General features: G+C 74.3%; 14 protein-coding genes. 1 reads left to right on the forward strand and 13 read right to left on the reverse strand.

What is annotated here, in order from left to right:
• Positions 1-257 precede the first annotated feature (257 nt).
• The 4 genes from WME83_RS47190 to acnA all read right to left on the reverse strand — a co-directional run bounded on the left by WME83_RS47190 (position 258) and on the right by acnA (position 7,802).
• Positions 258-1,280 (reverse strand): hypothetical protein, encoded by a 1,023-nt coding sequence (locus tag WME83_RS47190; RefSeq protein WP_437316263.1) that lies wholly within the window; start codon positions 1,278-1,280, stop codon positions 258-260.
• On the reverse strand, positions 1,281-3,590 hold the full coding sequence (locus WME83_RS47195) for an ATP-binding protein (RefSeq protein WP_437316264.1): 2,310 nt from the start codon (positions 3,588-3,590) through the stop codon (positions 1,281-1,283). It abuts the gene before it with no gap.
• 5 nt (positions 3,591-3,595) lie between these two features.
• A complete protein-coding gene (gene serS / locus WME83_RS47200; protein WP_437316265.1) occupies positions 3,596-4,897 on the reverse strand; it encodes a serine--tRNA ligase in 1,302 nt (433 codons plus the stop codon).
• Positions 4,898-5,048: 151 nt separating this feature from the next.
• Positions 5,049-7,802, reverse strand: coding sequence for an aconitate hydratase AcnA (acnA, locus tag WME83_RS47205; RefSeq protein WP_437316266.1), 2,754 nt, complete (start codon positions 7,800-7,802; stop codon positions 5,049-5,051).
• Between the two features lie 112 nt (positions 7,803-7,914).
• On the opposite strand from acnA, the gene WME83_RS47210 reads away from it, so the two are divergent.
• The gene (locus tag WME83_RS47210) at positions 7,915-8,760 is read left to right on the forward strand and encodes an SOS response-associated peptidase (RefSeq protein WP_437316267.1); all 846 of its coding nucleotides are present in this window, start codon (positions 7,915-7,917) and stop codon (positions 8,758-8,760) included.
• 71 nt (positions 8,761-8,831) lie between these two features.
• Here the strand turns inward: WME83_RS47210 and WME83_RS47215 are convergent, their stop codons facing one another.
• The 9 genes from WME83_RS47215 to WME83_RS47255 all read right to left on the reverse strand — a co-directional run bounded on the left by WME83_RS47215 (position 8,832) and on the right by WME83_RS47255 (position 23,388).
• Positions 8,832-9,620, reverse strand: coding sequence for a hemerythrin domain-containing protein (locus WME83_RS47215; RefSeq protein WP_437316268.1), 789 nt, complete (start codon positions 9,618-9,620; stop codon positions 8,832-8,834).
• 410 nt (positions 9,621-10,030) lie between these two features.
• A complete protein-coding gene (locus tag WME83_RS47220) occupies positions 10,031-12,328 on the reverse strand; it encodes a sulfatase-like hydrolase/transferase (RefSeq protein ID WP_437316269.1) in 2,298 nt (765 codons plus the stop codon).
• A 109-nt stretch (positions 12,329-12,437) separates the two neighbouring features.
• Entirely contained in the window at positions 12,438-16,220 is a 3,783-nt protein-coding gene (locus WME83_RS47225) for a response regulator (RefSeq protein ID WP_437316270.1), read from the reverse strand.
• A gap of 109 nt (positions 16,221-16,329) precedes the next feature.
• Positions 16,330-17,421, reverse strand: coding sequence for an isocitrate/isopropylmalate dehydrogenase family protein (locus WME83_RS47230; RefSeq protein ID WP_148314520.1), 1,092 nt, complete (start codon positions 17,419-17,421; stop codon positions 16,330-16,332).
• A gap of 17 nt (positions 17,422-17,438) precedes the next feature.
• The gene (ald, locus tag WME83_RS47235) at positions 17,439-18,551 is read right to left on the reverse strand and encodes an alanine dehydrogenase (RefSeq protein ID WP_437316271.1); all 1,113 of its coding nucleotides are present in this window, start codon (positions 18,549-18,551) and stop codon (positions 17,439-17,441) included.
• 156 nt (positions 18,552-18,707) lie between these two features.
• Positions 18,708-20,327, reverse strand: coding sequence for a DUF4388 domain-containing protein (locus tag WME83_RS47240; RefSeq protein WP_437316272.1), 1,620 nt, complete (start codon positions 20,325-20,327; stop codon positions 18,708-18,710).
• 36 nt (positions 20,328-20,363) lie between these two features.
• Positions 20,364-22,250: a diguanylate cyclase domain-containing protein gene (locus WME83_RS47245; protein WP_437316273.1), complete on the reverse strand. Its 1,887-nt coding sequence runs from the start codon at positions 22,248-22,250 to the stop codon at positions 20,364-20,366.
• The gene (gene dapF, locus WME83_RS47250) at positions 22,247-23,053 is read right to left on the reverse strand and encodes a diaminopimelate epimerase (RefSeq protein WP_437316274.1); all 807 of its coding nucleotides are present in this window, start codon (positions 23,051-23,053) and stop codon (positions 22,247-22,249) included. The genes WME83_RS47245 and dapF overlap by 4 nt, the downstream gene beginning before the upstream one ends.
• Entirely contained in the window at positions 23,050-23,388 is a 339-nt protein-coding gene (locus WME83_RS47255) for a DUF167 domain-containing protein (RefSeq protein ID WP_437316275.1), read from the reverse strand. The genes dapF and WME83_RS47255 overlap by 4 nt, the downstream gene beginning before the upstream one ends.
• Positions 23,389-23,627 lie beyond the last annotated feature (239 nt).

Consider the following 23,627-nt stretch of genomic DNA (forward strand, 5'->3'; position numbering starts at 1 on the left):
CGGTGGCGTTCCCGGATCTCTTTAGCCGACTCCGCGCCGGGCGCGCAGCACGTCCCGCGGCGCCCGGCGCCCGCGCGGCGCACCACCTCGGCCGCCCGCGCAGCGCGCCACCCCGGCCGCCCGCGCAGCGCGCCACCCCGGCCGCCCACGCAGCGCGCCACCCCGGCCGCCCGCGCAGCAGCGCGCCACCCCGGCCGCCCGCGCAGCAGCGCGCCACCCCGGCCGCCCGCGCAGCGGCCCGGTGCGTCCGGCGTGGATCAGGCGCGGATCGCCACGCCGTGGCCGCGGTCGTCCGTGAGGATCTCGAACGCCGCGCGCCGCGCCGTGGTCAGCGTCTCGATCCCGACCTCGCGGCCCAGGCTCTTCCGCCGCAGGGTGAGGCTGCAGGCCCCGATCTTCGTGTTCAGGCAGTGCTTCACCCCGCCGGGAGGGTTCCTGTAGGCGAGGCCCACGACGTCGGCGGCGCGCGCCGAGATCTCCCCCTCGACGCTCAGCCGATCGGTCTCGGTCCGGAAGCGCCAGGTGAAGTAGTCGAACGAGGCCTCGGCGCGGAACGCCTGGACCAGCGAGCTCAGCGCGATCTCCTCGCCCCGGTGCCGCAGGACCAGCGGCGTCATGCTCGGCGTCCAGAGCGGCCCGACCTTGAGGCGGGCCGTGGCGACCTCGAGGAAGCTGTCCGGGTGGCTGTCGAACCCCGCGACCTGCCCCCAGGCGTAGAGGTCCGTGTGCTTCGTCCCCCAGTTGTGGTTCTGGCTGCCCACCCAGCCCGAGACGTCCACGTCGCGCCCGGCAGCGCGCAGGACGCCGCGGTAGACGGCCATCGGCGCGCCGACCAGCGCCTTCGCCTTGGGCAGCGGGGCGTCGTAGAGGGCCGCAGGGAGCAGCAGGAGCGGCTCCCCGCCGCCCTCGACCGCGAGATCCCAGGAGATGGCGCCCTCCCCCTCGCCCGCCGCGCCGGCGAGCCGGCCCGGGCGCAGCTCTGCCCCGTCGATGTCCACGGCGAGGGCGTCGCGCGCGAACGAGCAGCGCCCGGCGAACGGCACCTCGCGCTTGGCGACCGCGTGGCGCCCCGACTCGCCGTCGAAGTAGATGGCCCAGAGCTCGCCCTCCGCGGCGTCGGGCCGCCCGGCCGGGCTGAAGAGCGTGTAGCGGATCCAGAAGGCGAGCGGGCGCGTCGGGTGGTTCGCGCGCTGGAAGAAGCTCTCGTAAAACCCCTCCCGCTGCCCCGGCCGGTAGCGCGCGTGGTTCGCCCGCTCCCGCGTCGCCCTCGCGTCCGCCATCTAGTGCCCCCGCTTCTGCCCGCCGATGAGGAGATCGGAGATCACCCGCTCCAGGTCGTCGAGCGAGATCGGCTTCGCGATCTTCGGGTTGTCCACCCGCTCGACGAACTCGCGCGCGCTCGGCGTGAACGCGCCGCCCGACATGAAGGCCATCTTCGGCTGGAGCTGCGGGAACCGCTCGCCGATCTCGTCGTAGAGGGCCATCCCGCTCATCTGCGGCATCAGGAGATCGCAGACGATCGCGTCGATCCGGCCGCCGCGGTCCCGCAGGAGGTCGAGCGCCTCGTGGCCGCTCTTCGCCACGAGCACCTCGTGCCGCTCCTCGAACGCGCGCGCGAACGCGTTGAGGAGCATCGGCTCGTCGTCGACGAACAGGATCGTCCCGCGCGACGACGGGCGCGGCGGCTCCGGCGGCGGGCGGAGCGCCGGCAGATCCGCGGGGCTCAGGCCGGTGAGGCGGATCGTGAAGACGGTGCCGATGCCGGGCTTGCTCGACACCGTCATGGTGCCGTGCTGCTCCTCGACGATGTTGCGCGACACCCAGAGCCCGATCCCCGGCCGCGCGCTCTCTTCCTTGGTCGTGAAGAACGGGTCGAAGATGCGCTCGACGACCTCGGGGGTCATGCCGCGCGCGTTGTCCTCCACCTCGACGTGGTGCACCCCGTCGTCGAAGCGCGCCGTCACGCGCACCAGGTTCTCGTCGCGCGGGCGGTTCGGCATCGCCTGGGCGGCGTTGATGAACAGGTTCACGAACACCTGCGACAGCTTGCCCGGGTAGCCGACCAGCGGGGGCATCTCGCCGTAATGCCGCTCGATGCGGCAGAGCTGGCTGAGCTGCGGCCCCGTCATGCGCAGCGCGAGCTCGATCACGTCGACGAGATCGACCCGCTCGGGCTTGCGCTCGCTGCTGCTCGAGAAGAGGTTGAGGTCGGTCACGATGTCGCGCATCCGCTCGACGCCGGCGAGCGCCTCGTGGCACGACCGATCGATGAGGTCGATGGCGCGGAGCAGGTCCTCGTAGGAGCCCGACGCGACCGGGCGCGCCGCCGAGACGAGCTTGTGCGCCCCGCTCCGGATCTGCTCGAGGTTCGCCATCACCCACGCCATGGGGTTGTTGAGCTCGTGCGCGACGCTCGCCGCCACCTGGCCGATCGAGGCGAGCTTCTCGCTGTGGAGGATCTGCGCGCGGCGCGCGACCTCCTCGGTGACGTCGCGCATGAGCGCGAGCGACGCGTCCTCGCCGTAGAGCCGCGTGATCCGGACCGTCATCACCTTGGTCAGCCCGGCGCGCGTCCCGCAGCGGATGGTGGCCTCCCGGGGCGCCTCGGCCCGGGACGCGGACATCACCAGGGCGCGCAGCGCCGGCACGTCCGCCGCGACCGCGAGCGCGGTGATCGGCCGGCCGATCCACGCCTGCCGCGAGTGCCCGAAGAGCACCTCGAAGCGCACGTTCAGCCGCGTCAGCATGCCCTCCTGGTCGATCGTCGCGAGCACGTCGGACGAGAGCTCGACGATCTCGCGGTAGCGCTCCTCGGAGGCGAACAGCGAGCGCTGGGCGTACGCCTCGGCGAAGCGGTGCTCGAACTGGAGCAGGAGCGCGTCGACGGCGCGGAGCACGTCGATGGAGGACGTGCCGTCCGCGTCGCCGTCGTCGTGGGTCGTGTCGAGGACGCCCGCGACCGCGGTGCGGAACTCGGAGGCGGCGATCAGCGGGCCGCTGATGGAGTACCCGGTCGCGTAACGCTGCTCGACCAGGTGCGTGATGAACTCGTCGAGCAGCGTCTCGCTGCCGTCCTCGAGGATCCTTGTGAAGGCGGCGAGCCAGGAGCGGACGTTCTCCGTCACCTCGCCGACGGGCCGGTCGGTGTACCGGCCGCGCTCCGGCGGCAGCGCCAGCACGTTCTCGATCCAGTCGTCGATCAGCTCGTCCTTGTGCCGCTTGCAGAGCTCGAGCAGCCGCCGGCGCGCGAGCGCCATGGAGGTCTCGGTGGGGGTCGACGGCGCGTGGACCTGCGGGCGGCGCTCGCCCTCGCCCAGCTCGCGCCCGCCCCGCGACTCCGGCAGCTGCGAGCGCCGCTCGCCCTCGCCCAGCTCGCGCCCCCGCCGCGACTCCGGGTACTGCGAGCGCCGCTCGCCCTCGCCCAGCTCGCGCCCCCGCCGCGACTCCGGGTACTGCGAGCGCCGCTCGCCCTCGCCCAGCTCGCGCCCCCGCCGCGACTCCGGATACTGCGAGCGCCGCTCGCCCTCGCCCAGCTCGCGCCCGCCTCGCGGCTCCGGGAGCTCGCGTTTGGCCTCCTCGTCCGCTCCCATCGCCGCTACCTGCCGCGGAGGACCTCGCACCCCATGAACGCGCGGAGCGGCTCCGGCACGACGACCGTCCCGTCCGCCTGCTGGTACTGCTCGAGGATCGCGATCACCGTCCGCCCCACCGCGAGCGCCGATCCGTTCATCGTGTGGACCAGCCGCGGCTTCGCCTTCGGCTCCGGCCGGTAGCGGATCTGGGCGCGGCGCGCCTGGAAGTCGCCGAAATTCGAGCAGCTCGAGATCTCGCGGTAGACCCCCTGGCCGGGCAGCCACACCTCGAGGTCGTACGTCTTCTGCGAGCCGAAGCCGAGATCGCCGGTGCAGAGCGCGGAGACGCGGTAGTGGAGGCCGAGGCGCTTCAGCACCTCCTCGGCGTGCGTCGTGAGGAGCTCGTGCTGGCGGGGCGAGTCCTCCGGCGCCGAGAGCCGCACGAGCTCGACCTTGTCGAACTGGTGCTGCCGGATGAGCCCCCGCACGTCGCGCCCGTGGCTGCCCGCCTCGCTGCGGAAGCACGGCGTGTACGCCGCGTACGCGATCGGCAGCGACGCGCCGTCGAGGATCTCGTCCGCGTGGAGGTTCGTGACCGGGACCTCGGCCGTCGGGATGAGGTAGAGGTCGTACGCCCGCTCGGGGTCGCTCTTCTGGGTCTTGAACAGGTCCTCGGCGAACTTGGGCAGGTTGCCCGTGCCGAACAGGGCCGAGTCCTTGACGAGGAACGGCGGGAGCACCTCGAGGTAGCCCTGCTCGCGCGTGTGCAGGTCGAGCATGAACGTGATGAGCGCCCGCTCGAGGCGGGCCGCCGCGCCGAGGAGCACCGTGAACCGCGCGCCCGAGAGCTTCGCCGCGCGCTCGAAGTCGAGGATGCCGAGGGCGGTGCCGATGTCCCAGTGGTTCTTCGGCGTGAACGAGAAGCTCGGCTTCTCGCCCCACGTCCTCACGACCACGTTGTCCTCGTCCCCGGCGCCGTGGGGCACCGACGGATCCGGCAGGTTGGGGACGACGGCGAGCTGCTCGGTCAGCCGCTTCTCCAGCTCCGAGACGACCTGCTCGGCCTCCTTGATCTTCGCGGAGAGGGCCTTCAGCTCGTCGCGCTTCTGCGCGAACTCCGGCGACTTCTTGTCGAGGCGCGCCATCGCGTCGTTCGCCGCGTTGCGCTCCGCCTGCCACCGCTCGAGCTCCTGGATCCTCGACCGGCGCGAGCTGACCGTGGAGGCGAAGTCGTCTCCGAGGGTAGCGGCGGCGGCGGGCGAGCGACGGGCGAGCGCCGCGCGCACCTCATCGAGGTGATCTGCGACGTAGCGGGGATCGAGCATGCCCCAGGGTGTAGCCGATGCGTGCACGCGCGTCAGCAGCCGCGACGCGCGGCGCCCCATTCGGGCGGGGGTCCGCGCGCCGTCCCCGCCGCTCCCCGCCGCGCCGCTCCCCCGCCGCCCGGCGCGGCGGGGAGCGGTGCGGCGAGGCGCGCTAGGCCGTGGCGCCCAGGCTGCGCAGCACGAACTGGAGGATGCCGCCGTGCTGGTAGTAGTCGACCTCGTTCGGCGTATCGATGCGCGCGGTGACCGTGAACGTCGTCGTCTTGCCGCCCTCCCCGGTCGCGACGACGTTGAGCTTCTTGCCCGGCGTGAGGTTGTCCGCGATGCCGGCGATCTCGAACACCTCGCGCCCGGTGAGCCCGAGCGTCCCGGCGTCCTCGCCCGGCGCGAACTCGAGCGGGAGCACGCCCATGCCGACCAGGTTCGACCGGTGGATGCGCTCGAAGCTCTTCGCGATGACCGCGCGCACGCCGAGCAGCTTCGTCCCCTTCGCCGCCCAGTCGCGCGACGAGCCGGTGCCGTACTCGGCGCCGGCGATCACGAGCAGCGGCACGTCCTCCGCCTTGTACCGCATGGCCGCGTCGTAGATCGTCGTCTTCTCGCCGTCGGGCAGGTGCACCGTGATGCCGCCCTCCTCGCCGGGGCGGAGCAGGTTCTTCAGGCGGATGTTCGCGAACGTGCCGCGCATCATCACCTCGTGGTTGCCGCGGCGGGCGCCGTACGAGTTGAAGTCGGCGGGCGCGACGCCGTGCTCGACCAGGTACTTCGCGGCCGGGCTGTTCTTGGCGATGTTGCCGGCCGGGGAGATGTGATCGGTGGTCACCGAGTCCCCGAGCAGCGCGAGCACGCGCGCGCCCCGGATGTCGACGAGCGGCTCCGGGTCCTTCGACAGCCCCTCGAAGAACGGCGGCCTGCGCACGTACGTCGAGGAATCGTCCCACGCGAACGTCTGGCCGCCCGGGATCGAGAGCTTCTGCCACTCCTCGTCGCCGGCGAACACGTTCTCGTACTGCGCCTGGAACTGCTCGGGCCGCACCGCCGTGCGGATCGCCTCGTTGACCTCGGTCGAGCTCGGCCAGATGTCCTTGAGGTACACCGGCTCGCCGTTGCGATCGGTGCCGACCGGCTCCTTGAAGAGGTCGGCGTCGACGTCCCCGCGCAGCGCGTAGGCGACGACGAGCGGCGGCGAGGCGAGGAAGTTCATCCGCACGTGCTGGTTGATGCGGCCCTCGAAGTTGCGGTTGCCGGACAGGACGCTCGCCACGACGAGATCGTTGTGGCGGACCGTGTCGCCGATCACGTCGGGCAGCGGCCCGGAGTTGCCGATGCACGTCGTGCAGCCGTAGCCGACCAGGTGGAAGCCGAGCGCCTCGAGGTACGGCAGGAGCCCGGCCTGCTTCAGGTAGTCGGAGACGACCTTGGACCCGGGGGCGAGCGAGGTCTTCACCCACGGCTTCACCGTGAGCCCGCGCTCGACGGCCTTCTTCGCGAGCAGGCCCGCGCCGAGCATGACCGCCGGGTTCGAGGTGTTGGTGCACGACGTGATCGCGGCGATCACGACCGAGCCGTGGCGCAGCGTGTAGCGCGCGTCGCCCTCGGTGATCTCCGCCGGGCGCATGACCTTCTCGAGCGCGGGCGCGCGCGCGGCGGCCGCGCCGGTCTCCTCCTCGAGGAACGCCTTCACCGCGGCCGGCTCGGCGGCGGCGAACTCCTTCTCGAGCATGCCCTGGAGCGAGGCGCGGAACGTGCGCTTCGCGTCGCGCAGCCGGACGCGGTCCTGCGGCCGCTTCGGGCCGGCGATCGACGGCTCGACGTCGCCGAGGTCGAGCGCGAGCGTGTCGCTGAAGACCGGATCCGGGGTGTTGTCCGTGCGGAACAGCCCCTGCTCCTTGTAGTAGGCCTCGACGAGCGCGACGAGCGAGGCGGGCCGGCCGGTGAAGCGCAGGTAGGCGATCGTCTCGTCGTCGACGGGGAAGAAGCCGATGGTGGCGCCGTACTCGGGCGCCATGTTGGCGATCGTGGCGCGGTCCGGGAGCGAGAGGGCGCTCAGGCCGGGGCCGTAGAACTCCACGAATTTCCCGACGACCTTCTTCTGCCGCAGCATCTGCGTCACCGTGAGGACGAGATCGGTCGCGGTGGCGCCCTCGGGCAGGCTGCCGTGGAGCTTGAAGCCCACGACCTCGGGGATGAGCATCGAGAGCGGCTGGCCGAGCATCGCCGCCTCGGCCTCGATGCCGCCGACGCCCCAGCCGACGACCCCGAGCCCGTTGATCATGGTGGTGTGCGAGTCGGTGCCGACGAGCGTGTCCGGGTAGACCAGCGCGCCCTGCCGCATGACGGCGCCGGCGAGGTACTCCAGGTTGATCTGGTGGCAGATGCCCTGGTCGGGCGGCACCACGCGGAAGTTGGTGAACGCCTGCGCCCCCCAGCGGAGGAAGGCGTAGCGCTCCTCGTTGCGCTCGAACTCGAGCGCCGCGTTCACCTTGAGGGCCGTCGAGGACGCAAACTTGTCGACCTGGACCGAGTGGTCGATCACGAGGTCGACGGGCTGGAGCGGGTTGATCTTGAGCGAGTCGCCGCCGAGCTTCGCGAGCGCCTCGCGCATGGCCGCGAGGTCGACCACGGCCGGGACGCCGGTGAAGTCCTGGAGCAGCACGCGCGCCGGGTGGAAGGCGATCTCCTGCGAGGGGCGAGCCTTGGGGTCCCAGTTGAGGACGGCCTCCACGTGGTCCTTGCGCACCACGCGCCCGTCCTCGTGCCGGAGGAGGTTCTCCAGGAGAATGCGGAGCGAGAAGGGGAGCTTGTCGATCGAAGCGCCGCCTTGCGCCAGCGAGGTGAGCTTGTAGTAGGTGTACGTATCGGCTTGAACCGTCAGCGTGCTCTTCGTGCCAAAGCTGTCGACCATGCGGCCTCCTCCAACGTCCGGAGCGCCCTTGTAGGCGCGCCGATGGCGCTAATCTAGTGTTATGTGCGCGCGCTTTACCCTCGCTGTTCCGGACTTCGCATCCCTCGTCGCCATGCTGGAGGCGTACCTCGGCGCGGGCGCCGCGGACGGCGGCCCCGCTCGGGCGATCGCCGCCGACCCGAAGGCGGCCGCGCTCTACCGGCCCCGGTACAACATCGCCCCGTCGACCGTCCACCCCGTGCTGCGCGCGCAGGGCGGCCAGCGGGAGCTCGTGGCGGCGACCTGGGGGTTCACCGGCCGCTTCGCCGGGGGCGGCGCGGCGCCTTCGCTCCTCGCCAACGCGCGGGCCGAGAGCGCGCGGACGAAGCCGACGTTCCGCGGCGCGTTCGCGGCGCGCCGGTGCGTGGTGCCCGCGGACGGCTTCTACGAGTGGAGCGGGCCGAAGGGCGCGCGGCGGCCGACGTGGTTCCACCCTGCCGGGGGCGGGATGCTCCGCATGGCGGGGCTGTACCAGCTGGCGAAGGATCCGGACGCGGGCGACATCGACGTCCGCTTCACGATCCTGACCACGGAGGCGAGCGCCGACGTGGCGCAGGTCCACGACCGCATGCCGGTCCTCCTCGCGCCCGAGGACGTGGATCTCTGGCTGGGCGTCGGCGACGGCGGGGAATCGGACGCGGATCGCGTCGAGGCGCTGCTCCGGCCGGCGCCGCGCGGCTCCCTCGCGGCGCGCGCCGTCTCGCCGCGGGTCAACGCGGTCGGCCACGACGACCCTTCCCTGCTGGAGGAGGTCGCGGCGGAGCCCGCTGCCCCGAAGGCCGGCCCGGCGAAGGCCGCTGCCCCGAAGGCCGGCCCGGCGAAGGCCGCTGCCCCGAAGGCCGGCGGCACGCTCCTGCTCTTCGACCTCGATGCAGGCGCGGGGCCCGCCGTCCCCTCCGGACGGACCCCGCGCCGCTGACGTTCGCCGGCGTCCGCCGCATTCCACGACGTCCGCCGCATTCCGCGGCGCCCCCCGGGCGTGCCGCGATTTCAGCGCGCGGAGGCGTTGCTCGTGCGACCGCCCTTGCGGCCCGTGCGGCTCGTCTTCGCCGGCCGGCTCGCCGTCGTCCGGCTCGTCGTCGCCCGGCCCGTCTTGCGCGCGGGCGCGGCCCGCCCCGTCTTCGCCGGCGCCGCGTCTGCCGCCTTCTTCCGTCCGGTCGTGGCCGCGGCGCCGCGGCGGCCCTTCGGGGCGCCCCGCGACGTCTCGGCGCGCTGCGTCGACGCGCGCTTCGCGGGCGGACGCTTGGCCGCCGCCTTGCGCGCCGCAGGCTTCGCGGCCCGCGTGCGGCGGCCGCCGGCGGCGGGCATGCTCTTCGCGACGATCTGGCTCAGGAGCGCCTCGACGTTGCCCTCGCGCACCTGGTCGAAGCGCGCCTCCAGGCGGGCCCCGAGCTCCTCGAGGCGGTCGGCGCCCATGGCGCGCTCGGCCTGGGGCAGGAGCTCCTGCTCCTCCTCCTCGACGTGGTGTCGCACGAGCTCCTTGAGCACACCCAGCCTGGCGTGAAAGGTTTCGTCACCCGGCTCGGTGCTGAGCAATTTCTGCAACATGATCTCGACCAGGGAGTGCTCCTCGTACGAGGTCGGGATCAGGGGGGAGGCGCCGAGCGCCTCCCGGGTCGCGGGGTAGAAGAGCTCCTCCTCGATGGCCGCGTGGCCCACGAGGCTCGCCACGAGCTCGTCTCGGAGCGCGCCGATCTCGTTGGTGTCGGCCTGCGCGATGCGCTCGAAGAGCTCGTCGACTTCCCGGTGCTGCTCCTTCAATAGGTCGGTCGCCTTCATGCGGGGACTCCTCTCACGGAAAGATGAAGCGCCATCGAGGCGCTTTGCCTGTGCGGTCTGCGGCGTTTGCGCGAAGCATGCCAGGCGCCCGGCGCGCGCGGAGCGAGCGCATCACGCGCACGCCATCGCGCGCGCGGCGGGCGTGACGCGCACGCGCGGGCGCGGGCGTACGTCGGCCGATGGGTCGCCCATCGGTCGATCGCTCGATCGATCGATCGACGCCGCGCGCGAGCGCGGAGCGGGGCAGGCTGCCTCGCAGCGGGGCAGATGGCGTCGCGGAGCGCGGGCGTGCGCGGCCTGCGCGATGTCGCGGACGCCCTCGCCTGCGCCCCGCGGCGGCGCGCGCCGCCGGGCGCCGTCAGCGGGCCATCGTCAGCGCGACGCCGCGCCGGCGCGGCGTCGCGCGGGCGTCACTGCGCGCCCCATACGTTGAGCACGGCCGCCGTCTCCGCGTCGATCGTGGCCGGCTCCCGTTGCGCCGCGGGCGCGCGTACGGACAGGTCGAACGTCACGGTGCGCCGGAAGAGCGACAGGGTGGCGAGCGGCATCACCTCGCGGCGGTTGAACGCGCAGGTCGGGTCCACGTTGAGGTCGCAGAGGAAGGGGGGCACGCCGAGCCGCCCCGAAAGCACGAGGTTGCCCCAGCGCGTGGAGTAGCGATCGCCGAGGGCGGCGATCTGGGGGTCGCGCTCGACGCCCTGGAGGCCCGAGGCGACGGCCGCCAGGTCCTTCCCGAGCGGTTCGCGGGCGAACGAGAGGCCGAGGGCGGCGACGGCGGTGCGCGTGATGTCGAGGATCTCGGTCGGGGCAGAGATGCGCTGGCCGGCGTAAAGATCGCCGGGAAAGTGGACATAAAGCGGGAGCGTCAGGACCGGCTCCTGGAGGTCGAGGCTCTCGGCGTAGAGCGTGGCGTCGGAGCGACCGCTGGCCAGGTCGCCGGTGACAATGAAGAGGGTCTCGTCCCACAGGCCAGCGGCCTTGAGGGTCCCGATGAGGTTGCCGAGCGCGCGGTCCTGGCCGGCGAGCGCGATGGAGAAGAGGTCGTGGATCCGGTCCCGATCGTCGGGGCTGAGGACGTCGCGGCGCCGGTTGCGCAGCCTGGCCAGGACCTGGGCGGCGCGGCGCGGCTCGATCGGGCCGGCGTAGTCGGCCGGCTTGAGGGCGTTCAGCTCCTTCGGGCCGACCTCCCAGGGCGGGTGGCCGCCGCGCGCGTGGACGAACGCGAGCAGGCGGTTGCCGGCGTCCTGGCGAACGGTCTCGTTGATCCAGGCGGCGGCGGCGTCGATCGGCGTGGTGGCCGGCTCGCCGCTGGTCGGGGGGTGCTCGAGGACGCGGGACCAGCCGGGTCCGAAGCCGAACGCCCGGAAGGTGGTGGGGACGCCGGTGAAGAAGCCGGTCCGGATGCTGCTGTCGCTCGCGATGGAGCCGATGGTGGTCATGCGGGCGGGGAGGCGGGCCCCGGTGTCGGTGACGGTATGGGCCGGCGGCGGCAGCCCGGTGAGCAGCGACGCGATCACGGCGGACACGACCGTGCTCGGGCCCCGGTGGTGATCGAACGTCGTCGCGGACGTGGCGAGCTCGGAGAGCGTCGCGAGGTGCGGCTCCGGGCGGCCGCTCCAGGGGGGCAGATCGGGCCGCTCGACCCCGTTCAGGGCGACGATCACGACGGCGCGCGCCGCGGGCACGGGCGGCGGGGGCTCCGCCGATCCGGCGAGGACGGGGTCCCCGAAGAGGATACGGCCGCCGCGGGCCGCGGCGGTGGCGCGGAGCTCGAGGGTGATGAGGGAGCCCTCGAAGGGCGCGAGCGGCAGCTCGACGTCGGTCCAGGTCGCCTTGTCGCCGCCCTCGACGTGGACGCGATGGAGCGCGAGCGGCTCCTGGCCATCGCGCAGGACGCGGATCTCGGCGTCGCCCTCGCCGGCGCCCAGCGCGCCGACGGCCGTGCGGAGGCGGGTCACCTTGGACGGGCGGAAGGTGCAGCGGACGGCGCCCGGGGCGCGCAGCGCGATGGACCGGTGCGGGACGCCCGACAGCGCCGCGGCGGGCGCGACGACGTCGCGCAGGGTCGGAGGGCCGTAGGTGGCCGGGTCCTCGTCGGGGATGCCGATGCGGACCCAGTCGATGTCGGCGAACGACTCCCCCTCGCGGAGCCGGCCGGAGAACCGGATCGTGAGGGTGTGCAGGCCGGGGTCGGCCGGGAGCGTGGTGGTCGGGGTCGAGGCGATGCGGATCTGGTCGCGCTGGAAGCGGAGGGTCCCGAGGAGCTGGTCGTCCAGCGAGACCGTGGCGTAACGGGAAGCGAGGCCGACCGCGCGGGCGGACACGAAGAGGGGGCTCGCGGACGGCAGGAGGAACGTGAGCTTGATCTGCCGCTCCGAGATGCGCGCCCAGGTGGATCCGGCGTGCTCGACCGCGTCGATGCCGGTGGGCACGGTCCCCTGCCAGGCGAAGCGGCCGAGGAGGGCGCCGGCGCCGGTGTCGAACAGGAGCCCCCGGTGCTCGATGTCGCAGTTGCGCAGCTCATCCACGAGGTGCACGAGGTCGCGGGCCGGGGGCAGCGGGGTCGCTGCGGGGCTCGCGGACGCAGCCGCGGCGGCGCCGGCCGGGAGCTCGCGGGTCGACGTCTCGCACCCGGTGCAGCCGGAGAGGAGCGCGGCCGCGGCGGAGAGGAGCGTGAGCGCGGCAGAGGGGTGGTGGGGTCGGATCACGCGGGCGCGCACGGGGCGTGCTCTACCACGAGCGGGGTTCGCTGCCCGCGGCCCGGCGCCGGGGGCAGCGCGGGCGGTCGCGGCGGCCTGGACAGCGCCGCCGTCGTGCTCAGCGGCGCCACGGCGGCGCGATGCGGAGCCGGGTGAGGCGGCCGGCCTTGACGAGCGCGAAGCGCACCCGCTCCTCGTCCCGGAGCTTCGCCCGGATCTCGTAGGCGCCGTCCTTCGGCGCGAGCGGCAGCTTGGCGCTGCCGGTGCCCACCTTGCGCCCGTCCACGAAGAGCGTGTCGCCCGATCCGGCGATCACCTCCAGCATGCCGTGCCCCTCGGGGACCTTGTGCTCGGCGGCGAGCGGCAGATCCTCGGGGAGCACGGGGTTCGTGGTCGTCTCGCCGACCGGCCCGGCGGCCGCCGCGGCCGGCGCCGCGGCGGCGCCCGCCGGGCCGGCGGCGCTCGGCGCCGCAGTGCCCGCCGGGCCGGCAGCGCCCGGCGCCGCGGCGGCCGGCGGCTCTGCCGCTGGCGGGCTCGGCGGCTGGGCGGGCTGCGGGGCGGTCTGCAGCTCGTGATCGCGCGACAGCCGCGCGGCCACCGCGAAGACGAAGGCCGCCACCGCGAAGAGGACCCACATGGTCATGCGGTTGTCGCGGACCGGCTGCGGCGGCGTGGGCACGTACGCCGACGGCCGGCGCACCCGGCGCGGCGTGGGCGACTCGTCCACGCTGGGCGCCGGGCCGGACGCCGCGCCCCGCGCCGCCGGGGGCGCGGGCGCTCGGAGCGCCGCGGGCGGCGGAGCCGGCGCCTCGACGACCGGGGGCGGCGGGAGCGAGCCGAGCGTCAGGAGCCGCTCGGGCTTCGGGACCTCGAGCGCGGGCAGCGTGGCCTCCGGCCTGCGCGGCGCCGGCGCCGGCGCCACGCCCGGCACGGCCGGCGTCACGCCCGCCGCCAGCGCCGCGGCCTCGGCCGGCGTGGTCCACGTCGCGCGCGCGCTGGCCACATCGCCTTGGAGCTCGGCGAGGTCGCTCGGGATCCTGGCGCTCGCCAGCGCCCTGCGCGCGCTCGCGAACGCGGTCTCATCCTCGCCGTCGACCGACACCTCCGGGATCGACGCCGAAGGCCCGGACGCCGGCGCCGCCGACACCACCGGGATCGACGCGGCCGACCCGGGCACCGACACCACCGCCACCACCGGGATCGACGCCGGCGCCGCCGACACCATCGGGATCGACGCCGCCGATCCGGGCGCCGACACCACCGGGATCGACGCCGCCGCGCCCGACGCCACCGCCGCGGAGACCGGCGCCACCGAGCCGGGCACCACCGTGAGCTGGTCGTCGCCGAGCTCGACCGGCGCGCGCGACGACGCGGCGCCGCCCTCGCCGAGCTCCGGCGGCAGCGCCACGGCCGGCGCAGCCCGCTCCGAGGGCCGCCGCACGCCGCGGAGCGTCTCCTCCTCGCGGACCACCGCGGGGGCGAGCAGATCCTCGCCCTCGCGGCCGATCACGCGCCGCACCCCGCCGCGGGCCGCGACGTCGTTCAGCACGTCCTCGACCAGGCTCGCGGCGAACTCCCCCGAGGTGATGATCGATCGCGGCGAGCTCCCCCGGGCGAGCGCCCGGAGGAGCGCCCGCGCCGGCTCGGGCGTCGCGTCGGTGGTGGCGCCCATCCCCTCCAGATCGAGGATGACGCGCTCGACCTGCAGCAGGGGCGGCCCGTGGAGCAGCCGCTGCGCCGCCCGGGCCCCGGCGATCGCGGGCACGAGCTGCTCCGCGAGGGTCCCCTCGAACCCGGGGCGCGGCGGCGCCCGGAGCTCGTCCTCCGGCGCGGGCGCCACCGCGAAGCGGCCCGAACCGACGCCGAGCAGCGCTGCGAGCACCGAGGGGCCGCGGTGGAACGTCCCGTCCTGCGCCGTCCGGGTCGCGGCCGCCGGGCGGCCGTCCTTGATCAGCACCTCGTAGAGGAACGCGGCGTCGCGCACCGACACGAGCGCGTCGGGCCGGCGCGCGCACGCGAGCGACAGCAGCGTCCGCGTCGTCATGCCGTCGAGCCGCCCGCGGACCTCGCCGCCGGTCGCGATGCGCTCGGCCACGCGCCGCCTGCCCCGCAGGACCTCGTTCACCCGCTGCACGAAGGCCGCGGCGCTCGCCTCCTTGCGCAGGTAGCCATCGGCCTGAGCGCCGAGCTCGCGGAGCCGCTGGAGCAGGTCCTCCTTCCAGGACAGCAGGATCACCGGCACGTCGCGCAGCGCCACGTCGCGCTTGAGCGCGCGGCAGAGGGCGAAGCCGTCGAGGCGCGGCATGAGCACGTCGCTCACGACGAGGTCCGGCGTCGTCTGGTACGCGAGGTCGAGCGCCCGCGCGCCGTCGTGCGCCTCGTGCACCTGCGCGCCCGCGGCCCGGAGCACGCCGGCGAGGAACCACGTCACCGCCGGATCGTCGTCCGCGACCACGATGTCCATCGCGTCGAGCGCCGCGTCGATCGGCGCCGCGGCGATCGCGGCCCCGCGCGCCGGCGCCTTCGCGCGGATCTCGCTGTGCAGCCGCGAGCGCTCGCCCTCGGGCGCGCCCGGCGCGGTCATCCACGGCGCGAGCGGCAGCGCGCCCTCCGGCCCGTTCGGCGTGAACCGCACGCCGCCGTGCGAGCGGATCGTCACGAGATCGCGGATGCGCGCCACCGCGCCCCAGAGCGCCGCGAGCACCTCGGCGCCGTCGCCGAGGTCCACGTGCGCCCCGCGGCTCCTCGGCTCGGCGGCGTCGCAGAGCCCGCGGCGCAGCTCCTCGGCGAGGCGCGCCCCGAGATCGTCGAGGCTGACGGCCCCGAGCGGCGCGCGCGCGGGCTGGCGGAGGCGCACGCAGCTCGCCGCTGCCTCCGCGGCGGCGCGCCGGACCGCGTCGGGCGACGCCGGCTTCGCGAGCGCGCGCGCGGCGCCGAGCGCCACGTACGGGGCCGCGTCCTCGGGCCGCGCGAAGCGCCCGACGGCGACGACCGGGACCAGGTCGGTCAGCGGGTCGGCGGCGAGCGCCTCCGCGAGGCTGCGCGCGCCCGGCAGATCCGCGTCGAGCAGGACCACGTCCGGCGCGAACGCGCGCGCGAGATCGATCGCCGTCTCGATCTCGTCGGTGCGCTCCACCTCGAACGACGGCCCGGCGCCGGCGCTCTCCGGATCGAGCGCGTCGGCGAGCGGCGCCCCGCCCACGACGAGGACGGTGATCGGCGCCTCGAGCGGCGCGGTCTCCTGCGCCTCGGCGGAGCGCGCCTGCTCCGCGCTGCGCGGCGAGGACGGGCGCGCGCTCGCCTCCTCCTCGTCGTCGAGCGTGAGCGGCGCGGGGGCGAGCGCGCGGCCGTTGCTCACGCCCGCGATCCAGGTCGAGGCCTGGCCCTTCGCGCCGCCCGCGGCCTCTTCCTGCCCGGCGCCGGCGCTGCGCGCGCCCGCCGCGCCCGCCCGTGCGCCCTGCGCCGCCGCCGGCTCGCGGGGCGCGATCACCTGCTCGCGTGACGCCATCGCTTGCTCGCGCGGCGCCGCCGCCGGCTCGCCCATCGCCGCCTGGCCCCACGCGAGGGCGGGCAGCTCTTCGAGCACCTTCCCCAGGGCCGCGGCGGCCTCGCCGGTGAGCCGGCCGCCGGCCGCGGCGGCGAGCGTCGACTCTCCCTCGGCGAGCCGCTCGGCGACGCGCGCGAAGCGCAGGAGCCGCGCCCCGGCGCCGAGCGAGTGAAGGCGCCGCTTCAGGTCCTCGATGAGCCGCGGCGCATCGTCGTCCGCCTCGATCCGCCGGAGCACCGCGCGGAGCTCCGCCACACGGCGACCCAGGTTCGCCACGAACTCGGCCCGCGCCCCGCCCAGCCGCTCGTGCCGAGCCTCGCTCGCTGCATTGCTCCGCGGCCCCGCGTGCTCCACCGCCCTCGATCCTACGCCCATTGGCGGTCCCGTATCACAGGAGGATCGGACACCCGAACTTCTCGGCGATCGTGCCCGCGCGGCCGCCGCGCCGGGCCCCCGGGTCACCTCACGGCGAGCCCAGCTCCGCGGCGATCTGCTCCCGGACCCAGGCCCCTGCGGCCCGCGTCCCGAGGGTGCCGCCGACGTCGGCCGTGCACATCCCCTGGTCGAGCGCCTGGGAGACCCAGCGCTCGATGCGGCGCTCCTCCTCGGGCCACCCGAGGTGGGCGAGCAGCAGCCCGGCGGTGAGCATCGCCGCGAACGGGTTCGCCACGTCCTTGCCGGCGAGCGGCGGCGCCGACCCGTGGACCGGCTCGAACAGCGCGACCCGCGCCGGATCGGACGCGTGCACGTTCGCGCTCGCGGCCATGCCGAGCCCGCCCTGCAGCGCCGCGCCGAGGTCGGTCACGATGTCGCCGAACAGGTTGTTCGTCACGATGACCTGGAACTGCGACGGATCCTGGATGAGGTACAGGCACAGGGCGTCCACGTAGACGTGGTTCGACTGGATCTCCGGGTACTGGGCGCGCACCTCGTGGAAGACCCGCAACCACAGCTCGTGCGCGTGTCGCATCGCGTTCGACTTGTCCGCCATCGTGACCCGCGTCCGGCCGGTCGCGCGCGCGTAGTCGAAGGCCGCGCGGATGATCCGCTCGACCCCCTTCCTCGTGTTCACGTCCTCGTTGATGGCGACCTCGTCCGGGGTGCCGCGCTTGAACTGGCCGCCCATCCCGACGTAGATGCCCTCGGTGTTCTCGCGGAACACGACGAAGTCGATGTCCTTCGCCGCGCGCCCCTTGAGCGGGACGAGCCGATCGGACAGGGCCCGGACCGGCCTCACGTTGGCGTAGAGGTCGTAACCGAAGCGCATCCCGAAGAGGATGTCGCGCGCGTGCTCGAGGTTCGGCACGCGCGGATCGCCGAGCGCGCCGAGGAGCACCGCCGAGCACTCGCGCTGGATCGCCACCTGGATCTGGTTCGGGAACGTCGTCCCGTCGCGCAGGTACCGGTCGGCGCCGAGGTCGAGGTCCCACAGGTCGATCGGCAGCCCTGCGCGCGCCTGGTAGAGCTCGAGCAGGAGCCTGGCCTCGGCGGTGACGGACGGACCGATGCCGTCGCCGCCGATGATCGCGATCTTCTTCTTCTTGCCGGCTGCCACGGGGTCGCGCTCCGGGATCAACCGAGGGCGCGTTCGACCGGCACGTACTCCAACCGGTGGGCTGCGGCGACGGGGCCGTAGGTCACGTGTCCGCCGTGGGTGTTGATGCCGAGCGCCACGGACCGGTCGGCCTTGGCGGCGGCCGCGATGCCCTGGTTGGCGATCGCCACGGCGTAGCCGATCGTCGTGTTCGTGAGCGCCCAGGTGCTCGTGTGCGACACCGCGCCCGGCATGTTGGCGACGCAGTAGTGGACGACCCCGTGCACCTCGTAGGTCGGGTTGTCGTGGGTCGTCGGGCGGCAGGTCGCGATGCAGCCGCCCTGATCCACGGCGACGTCGACCACGACGGTCCCCTTCTCCATGCGGCGGATGAGGTCCTCGGTCACGAGCAGGGGCGCCTTGGCGCCGGGCACGAGCACCGCGCCGATCACGAGATCGGCGCGCTCGCACATCGTCTCGATGTTCTCCGCGTTCGAGTAGAGCGTCTCGATCGCGCCGCCGAAGACGTCCTCGAGGTAGCTCATCGTCTCGGCGCGCACGTCGAGCACGGTGACCTGCGCCCCCATCCCGACCGCGATGGTCGCCGCGTTCCGCCCGACCACGCCGCCGCCGAGGATCACCACGCGACCGCGCCGCGTGCCCGGCACCCCGCCGAGGAGCACGCCCTTGCCGCCCCGCTCCTTCTCGAGGCACGAGGCGCCGACCTGCACCGCCATCCTGCCGGCCACCTCGCTCATCGGCCGGAGCAGCGGCAGCGAGCCGTCCTCGAGCTGGATCGTCTCGTACGCGACGCCGGTCACGCCGCGCCGGGCGAGCTCCTTCGTGAGATCGGGCTCGGCGGCCAGGTGCAGGTACGTGTAGAGGACGAGGCCCGGGCGGAAGTGGCCGTACTCCGAGGGGAGCGGCTCCTTCACCTTCACGACCATATCGGCGCTCCACGCCTCCGCCGCCGATCGCGCGATGACGGCGCCCGCGCGCGCGTAGGCTTCGTCGGTCAGCCCGCTGCCCTCGCCTGCGCCGGACTCCACGAGGACCCTGTGCCCGTGGCCGACCATGGCCCGGACTCCCGCGGGCGTCATGCCGACGCGGTATTCACGTGTCTTGATCTCCCTGGGGACTCCGATAAGCACGATCGCGCTCCTCTCCTCGCGAGCTGCTGAACGCGAGGGCGTCGACGACGATAGCAGAAACCCGCCCTTGCAACGCTGCAAGCGCCGATACGTCGGCTGGTTTTCGAGGCGAGAAACCTCGGAAGATCCGTTCGAATCAACCTTCGTGTCGGCTGCTCACACCCCTGCGGCGGCCTCGAGCGCGGCGCGGACGAGCAGCGTGATCTGTCCGGGAGAGGCCAAATCGAGCGGACCCATCATGGCCTCTGCGTCGAGCAAGAGGAGCTCGAGCGCCTCGCAGTGCGCTGCCAGCGCGTCCTCCCTGGCGTCGCCGAGCCGGACGACCGCGGCCGCGCCGTGCAGGGCGAGCGCCCAGGTCGGCGCGAAGCTCTCCTCGGTGGGGAGGCCGATCAGGGCGAGCTCGACCCCGTCGCCGAGCCGGATCACGCCGAGCGGCCTCGGGAGAGGCGCGTGCGGCGGCGGCTCGGCCGGGACGATCGCGTCCGCGATGCGGCGGACCGCGTGGGAGAGCATCGTCATGCGGCGCGCGCTCGCGGCGATGACGAGGTGCGGCGGCGGCGCGAAGCCCGGCCGGGAGAGGCGCGTCACCAGCGACCGGAGCACCGGGAAGTGCTCCGGCGGCGCGAACGGCGTGGTGAGGTCGGCGAGCGAGATGCGGCGGATCTTCCCGGCCTCCGTGAGCTCCATCAGGACCTCCAGGATCAGGAGATCCGGCGCGCCGATCTCGTCGAGCAGCTCGTCGAGGTTGTGGGGCATTTGGAGCAGCGCCGTGAGCTTCTCGGCCACGATCGCGCGCTCCGTCGGCTCCCCGAGCGACGGCGGCGGCGCCGTCGGGGAGCGCGTCGCCTCGAGCTTGGGCGCCGTCGACTCGGCCGCGCGGAGCGTCGGCGGCGGCGGCATCGAACCCCGGCCGCCCCGGGCCGCGCCGGCCGGCATCGCCAGGGGCGCCGGCGCCGTGATGTCGGGCACGGACGTCGCGGCGCTCGCGTCGTCCGCCGCGAGGGCGCCGCCGGAGATCGCGACGGCGCTGAAGATCTCGTGGCTCGGCAGCGGGGTCAGGTCGAGCTCGTCGCTCGACGGCTCGGTCACCAGGAAGGCCTCGCCGGCCGGGGCGAGCTCGGCGCGGCGGCGCTGGACCTCGTCGACCTGGCGGAGCGCCTCCATCAGGAGCCGCGACGTCGGCGCGATGAGCCGGCGCGCGCTGGTCGGCTCGCCGGGGGAGAACGCGAACTGCCCGTCACGCTCGCCGAGCAGCCGGTAGAGCGCCTTCTCCCCCTCGAGGCGGCGGTAGACGGCGTCGATCACCTCCCCTGCCGAGAGCCGGAGCTCGCCGGCGCCGGCCGGCGTGGTGATCCCGAGGACGCCGCTCCGGCGGTTCATCGCGAGCAGCTGGAGCAGGTCGACGAGCGGGACCTGCTGGAGATCGCCGCGGATCTCCTGCAGCGCCGTCGGCTTGGAGCCGCGCGGGGACGCCTCGGTGATGCGCGAGACGATGTGATCCACGTCGCTGCGCAGGACGTCGTCGGGGCCGAGCTCGCCCTCGGCGCCGTCGACGACGAACAGGATGGGGGTATCGGCGAGGTCGGGGACGGCGGCGAACGCGTCCGCGAGCGCGCTGTCCTCGTCGAGGGCCCGCGCGGCCAGCACGACGTCGGGGCGGCGCTTGAACGCCTGCTCCACGGCCTCGAACGCGCCGTTCGCGTTGGTCACGGTGAGACCACGCGCCCTGAGCGCCGACGCGAGCGCGCCGAGCGCGTCCACGTCCGAATCGACCAACAGCACCCTTCGCGACACTGGACGGCGCCCTCCGAGTCAGCCGAAGACCCGCAGCCCGGCCGCGCGGCCGAGCCGCTCGGCGAGGAAGTCCGCGAGCAGCGGATCGGCGGCGTGGATACCCTTCACGAAGCCCCCATGGTTCCGCCCGACGAGGGCGTATGCGCCGTGCTCCGCGAGGACGCAGAGCGCCTCGATGTCGTCGCACCCCGGCGCCGATCGGAGGTCGAGCGCGTGCACCACCACGTCGTCGCGCGGCGACGCGAGCAGCGCCTTGACCTGCGCGCCCAGGCTGAGCCCGTCGTGGTGGGCGACAAGGATGAGCACGGCGCCCCCGCGGAGCGCGTTCCGGATCACCGAGGTCGCGAGCAGGACCGTATCGGACACCGACAGGTCGAGCGCCCGGGGCGCCGAGATCGCGGACGGGCCCTCGGCGTTCGGGGCCTCGCGCACGAGCAGGCTGAAGATCTCGCCGATGCTCCGCCGATCCTGCGGGATGCGGTGCAGGATCGAGGACTTCGTGGCCTCGGCGCGCCGCCGGGCGATGCGGAGCAGCTGCGCGAGCCCCTGGCCGTCGTGGGGGAAGGTGGCGATCCCGACGAGTAGCCCCTTCGGCAGGTACCCGGCCCGCTTCTCGCTCCCGGCGACGCGCGAGAGCATCCGGCGATGGCAGGCGTGGGCCTCCAGCCCGGCGGTCTCGGGCATGAGCAGGTGGAACTCGTTCTCGTCGACGCGGGCCAGGATGTCCGTGTCGCGCACGGCGCGGAGCAGGTGCTCGGCGACCTGACCGGGGTTGAGCCCGCTCGCGGGGGGCGGCGGCGTGGCGCGCCAGTAGGCGAGGTCGTCCAGGCGCTCCGGCGCGGCGGTCGCGTCGGGCTCGATGACGATGGTCGCGATCGTGAACCGGCGGCCGTGCCGCTTGGCCTTGTCGATCTCCCGGCCGGCGACGTCGACGTAGTACGCGAACGAGTAGGCGCTCGACGCCGGGTCCTTCATCGCGGCGCCGCCGGTCGAGCGCTCGCGCTCGCCGAGCAGGGCGAGCGCCGTCGTCGCCTGCGTGGCGAGCAGCTTGACGAGGCCGTCGAGGAGCGGGGCGCGCCGGGACGTCGAGGCGCTGCTGTCGGGGCGCCTGACCGACGGGAACGCGGAGCTGCGGCCGGGCTCCTTCTGGAGCAGGAGGTGCCCCGCGGACAGCCTGCGGAGGGCGAGCGGCACGACGATGAGCTGCTCGCGCCGGGCGAAGTCGAGGATGTCGGCCTCGCTCCCGTAGGCCGGCGCGCGATCGAGCGGCCCGGTCAGCGCCGAGCGGGTCAGCTCGGTGGAGCGCTCTCCGACCGTCAGGTACACGGCGGCCGCGGCCGCGCCGGTCGCTTCGACGAACACCTCGGCGACCTGCTGGGCCGCCGCGTTGCGGTCGCGCGCGTCGGCGAGCTCGGCCACGCGGGCGATCCACCCGGCCGCCCGGGCGCTGCGCGCGGATTCCTGCTCCAGCTGCACCCGGAGCGCGCGCTCCGCGAAGCGCACCCGCACCGAGCCGACCGCGTTCAGCACCTCGTCCCCGCCGAGCGGCAGGAGGAAGAGCCCGGCGCCGCCGAGCGCGACCGCGTGGGCGCCCGCCTCGAGCTGCGCCCGCGTCGCCAGGGCGAAGACGGTCGCCTCGGGCGCGAGCGCCTTCAGGTGGTGGACCATCGCGAGGCCGGCCCCGTCGCCGAGCCCGACGTCGATGAAGGCGACGTCGGGCGCCGCGGTCTCGGCCAGGGCGATGCCCTCCGCGAGATCGCTGGCGAGCATCAGCTCGTCCGACGTGATGACCCGCGAGAACAGCGTGTGGGTCGCCTCGTCGGCGATGACGGCGAGCACCTTGAGCGAGATCTCGTGGACCGGCGCCCGGCTCGGGCTCCAGACCCCCTCGACCGAGGCGGTCACGCGATCACCACCTCGCCCGAGAACGCCCGGCGCGCCGGGCCTTGCATGAGCAGCTCCAGGGATCCGGGGGCGACGGTGATGCGCAGCGAGCCGCCGGGCAGCACCACGCGGACGGGCGCTCCGTACGGCGCGCGGCCCTGCGCGCACGCCGCGGCCGCCACGGCGCAGGCGCCGGTGCCGCACGCCAGCGTCCGGCCCACGCCCCGCTCCCAGACGGTCACGTCGATGCACGCGCCCTCGGCCTGCTCGGTCGGCCGAGCGCGGCAGAACTCGACGTTGATGCCCTCGGCCGGCGTGGTCGCGACGATCGGCCCGAGCTCGTCGATCGTGTCCTCGGTGTAGGGGTCGAACGTCACCGCGTGCGGGTTGCCGACGTCCACCGTCGCGAACCGGTGCTCCGCGCCGAGCGCGGTGACCACGAGCGGCTCGCCCAGGCGGGCGCGGCCCATGCCGACGAGCACGTCGAAGCGGTCCCCTGCTCGGGTGACCTCGCAGCGTTTGTCGCCGGCGTCGGTCGCGATGGTGAGCGCCTTCTGGGGTGTCCCCCGGGAGACGAGGTAGGCCGCGACGCAGCGGATGCCGTTGCCGCACATCTCCGGGCGGCTCCCGTCGGCGTTCCAGACGTGCATCGTGGGCCGCTCGCGCCGCTCGCGATCGATGACCAGCACGCCGTCGGCGCCGATCCCGAACCGGCGATCGCAGAGGCGCCGCGCCGCCTCGGCGGTCATCGGGACCGCCTCGACGAGGATGAAGTCGTTGCCAAGACCTTCCCACTTCTCGAACCGGACGACGTTTTCCTTCATCGCTTCGCCCCGGCGAGCCGCGCTCGCGCCTCGGTCTCGTTGAGCCCGCGGACGGCGACGACCTTGCTCCTGCCGCTCGCGCCGAGGGTGATCTGGACATCGCTCTGGCGCACGTCGAGCGCGCGCGAGAGCAGCTTGACGAGCTCCGCGTTGGCGGCGCCGTCGACGGGCGGCGCGGTCAGCGACACGTCGAGCGCCCCTTCCCGCACCCCGACGATGGCGGAGCGCGACGACTTGGGGCGCACCTGGACCGAGATGCGTACGCTTTCGGCGCGCTCGGTGATCGCGAGGCGGCTCCACGCGGCGACGGGATCGCTCTCCTCGGGTTTGCTCATCGGGACGCCGGCATCGTAGCGTATCTCGAGCTCACGCGTGGTTCCCGCGAGGCGCGGTCAACGTCACTCCGGCCACTCCGGTCACTCCGGTCACTCAGCTTACGTCGGCTTCGGCGGCATCCGGCCACCGCGAATTTGCCGCTCGGCGCGCCGACCCGCTACTCTTTTCGGCCAGGTCGTGGGTCGGCTCGCGCAACACGATCCGGCAGGGGCGACTTGCGCCAGCGGTCTTCGATAGT

This window comes from Sorangium sp. So ce385, from assembly GCF_051474135.1.
Classification (GTDB): domain Bacteria; phylum Myxococcota_A; class Polyangia; order Polyangiales; family Polyangiaceae; genus Sorangium; species Sorangium cellulosum_D.

What these genes read in the sequence shown, in the direction of transcription:
- WME83_RS47195 (WP_437316264.1), bottom strand. Translation starts at nt 3,590, where the DNA reads ATGGGAGCGGACGAGGAGGCCAAACGCGAGCTCCCGGAGCCGCGAGGC.
- acnA (WP_437316266.1), bottom strand. Translation starts at nt 7,802, where the DNA reads ATGGTCGACAGCTTTGGCACGAAGAGCACGCTGACGGTTCAAGCCGAT.
- WME83_RS47255 (WP_437316275.1), bottom strand. Translation starts at nt 23,388, where the DNA reads ATGAGCAAACCCGAGGAGAGCGATCCCGTCGCCGCGTGGAGCCGCCTC.
- WME83_RS47210 (WP_437316267.1), top strand. Translation starts at nt 7,915, where the DNA reads ATGCTGGAGGCGTACCTCGGCGCGGGCGCCGCGGACGGCGGCCCCGCT.
- WME83_RS47215 (WP_437316268.1), bottom strand. Translation starts at nt 9,620, where the DNA reads ATGAAGGCGACCGACCTATTGAAGGAGCAGCACCGGGAAGTCGACGAG.
- WME83_RS47190 (WP_437316263.1), bottom strand. Translation starts at nt 1,280, where the DNA reads ATGGCGGACGCGAGGGCGACGCGGGAGCGGGCGAACCACGCGCGCTAC.
- serS (WP_437316265.1), bottom strand. Translation starts at nt 4,897, where the DNA reads ATGCTCGATCCCCGCTACGTCGCAGATCACCTCGATGAGGTGCGCGCG.
- dapF (WP_437316274.1), bottom strand. Translation starts at nt 23,053, where the DNA reads ATGAAGGAAAACGTCGTCCGGTTCGAGAAGTGGGAAGGTCTTGGCAAC.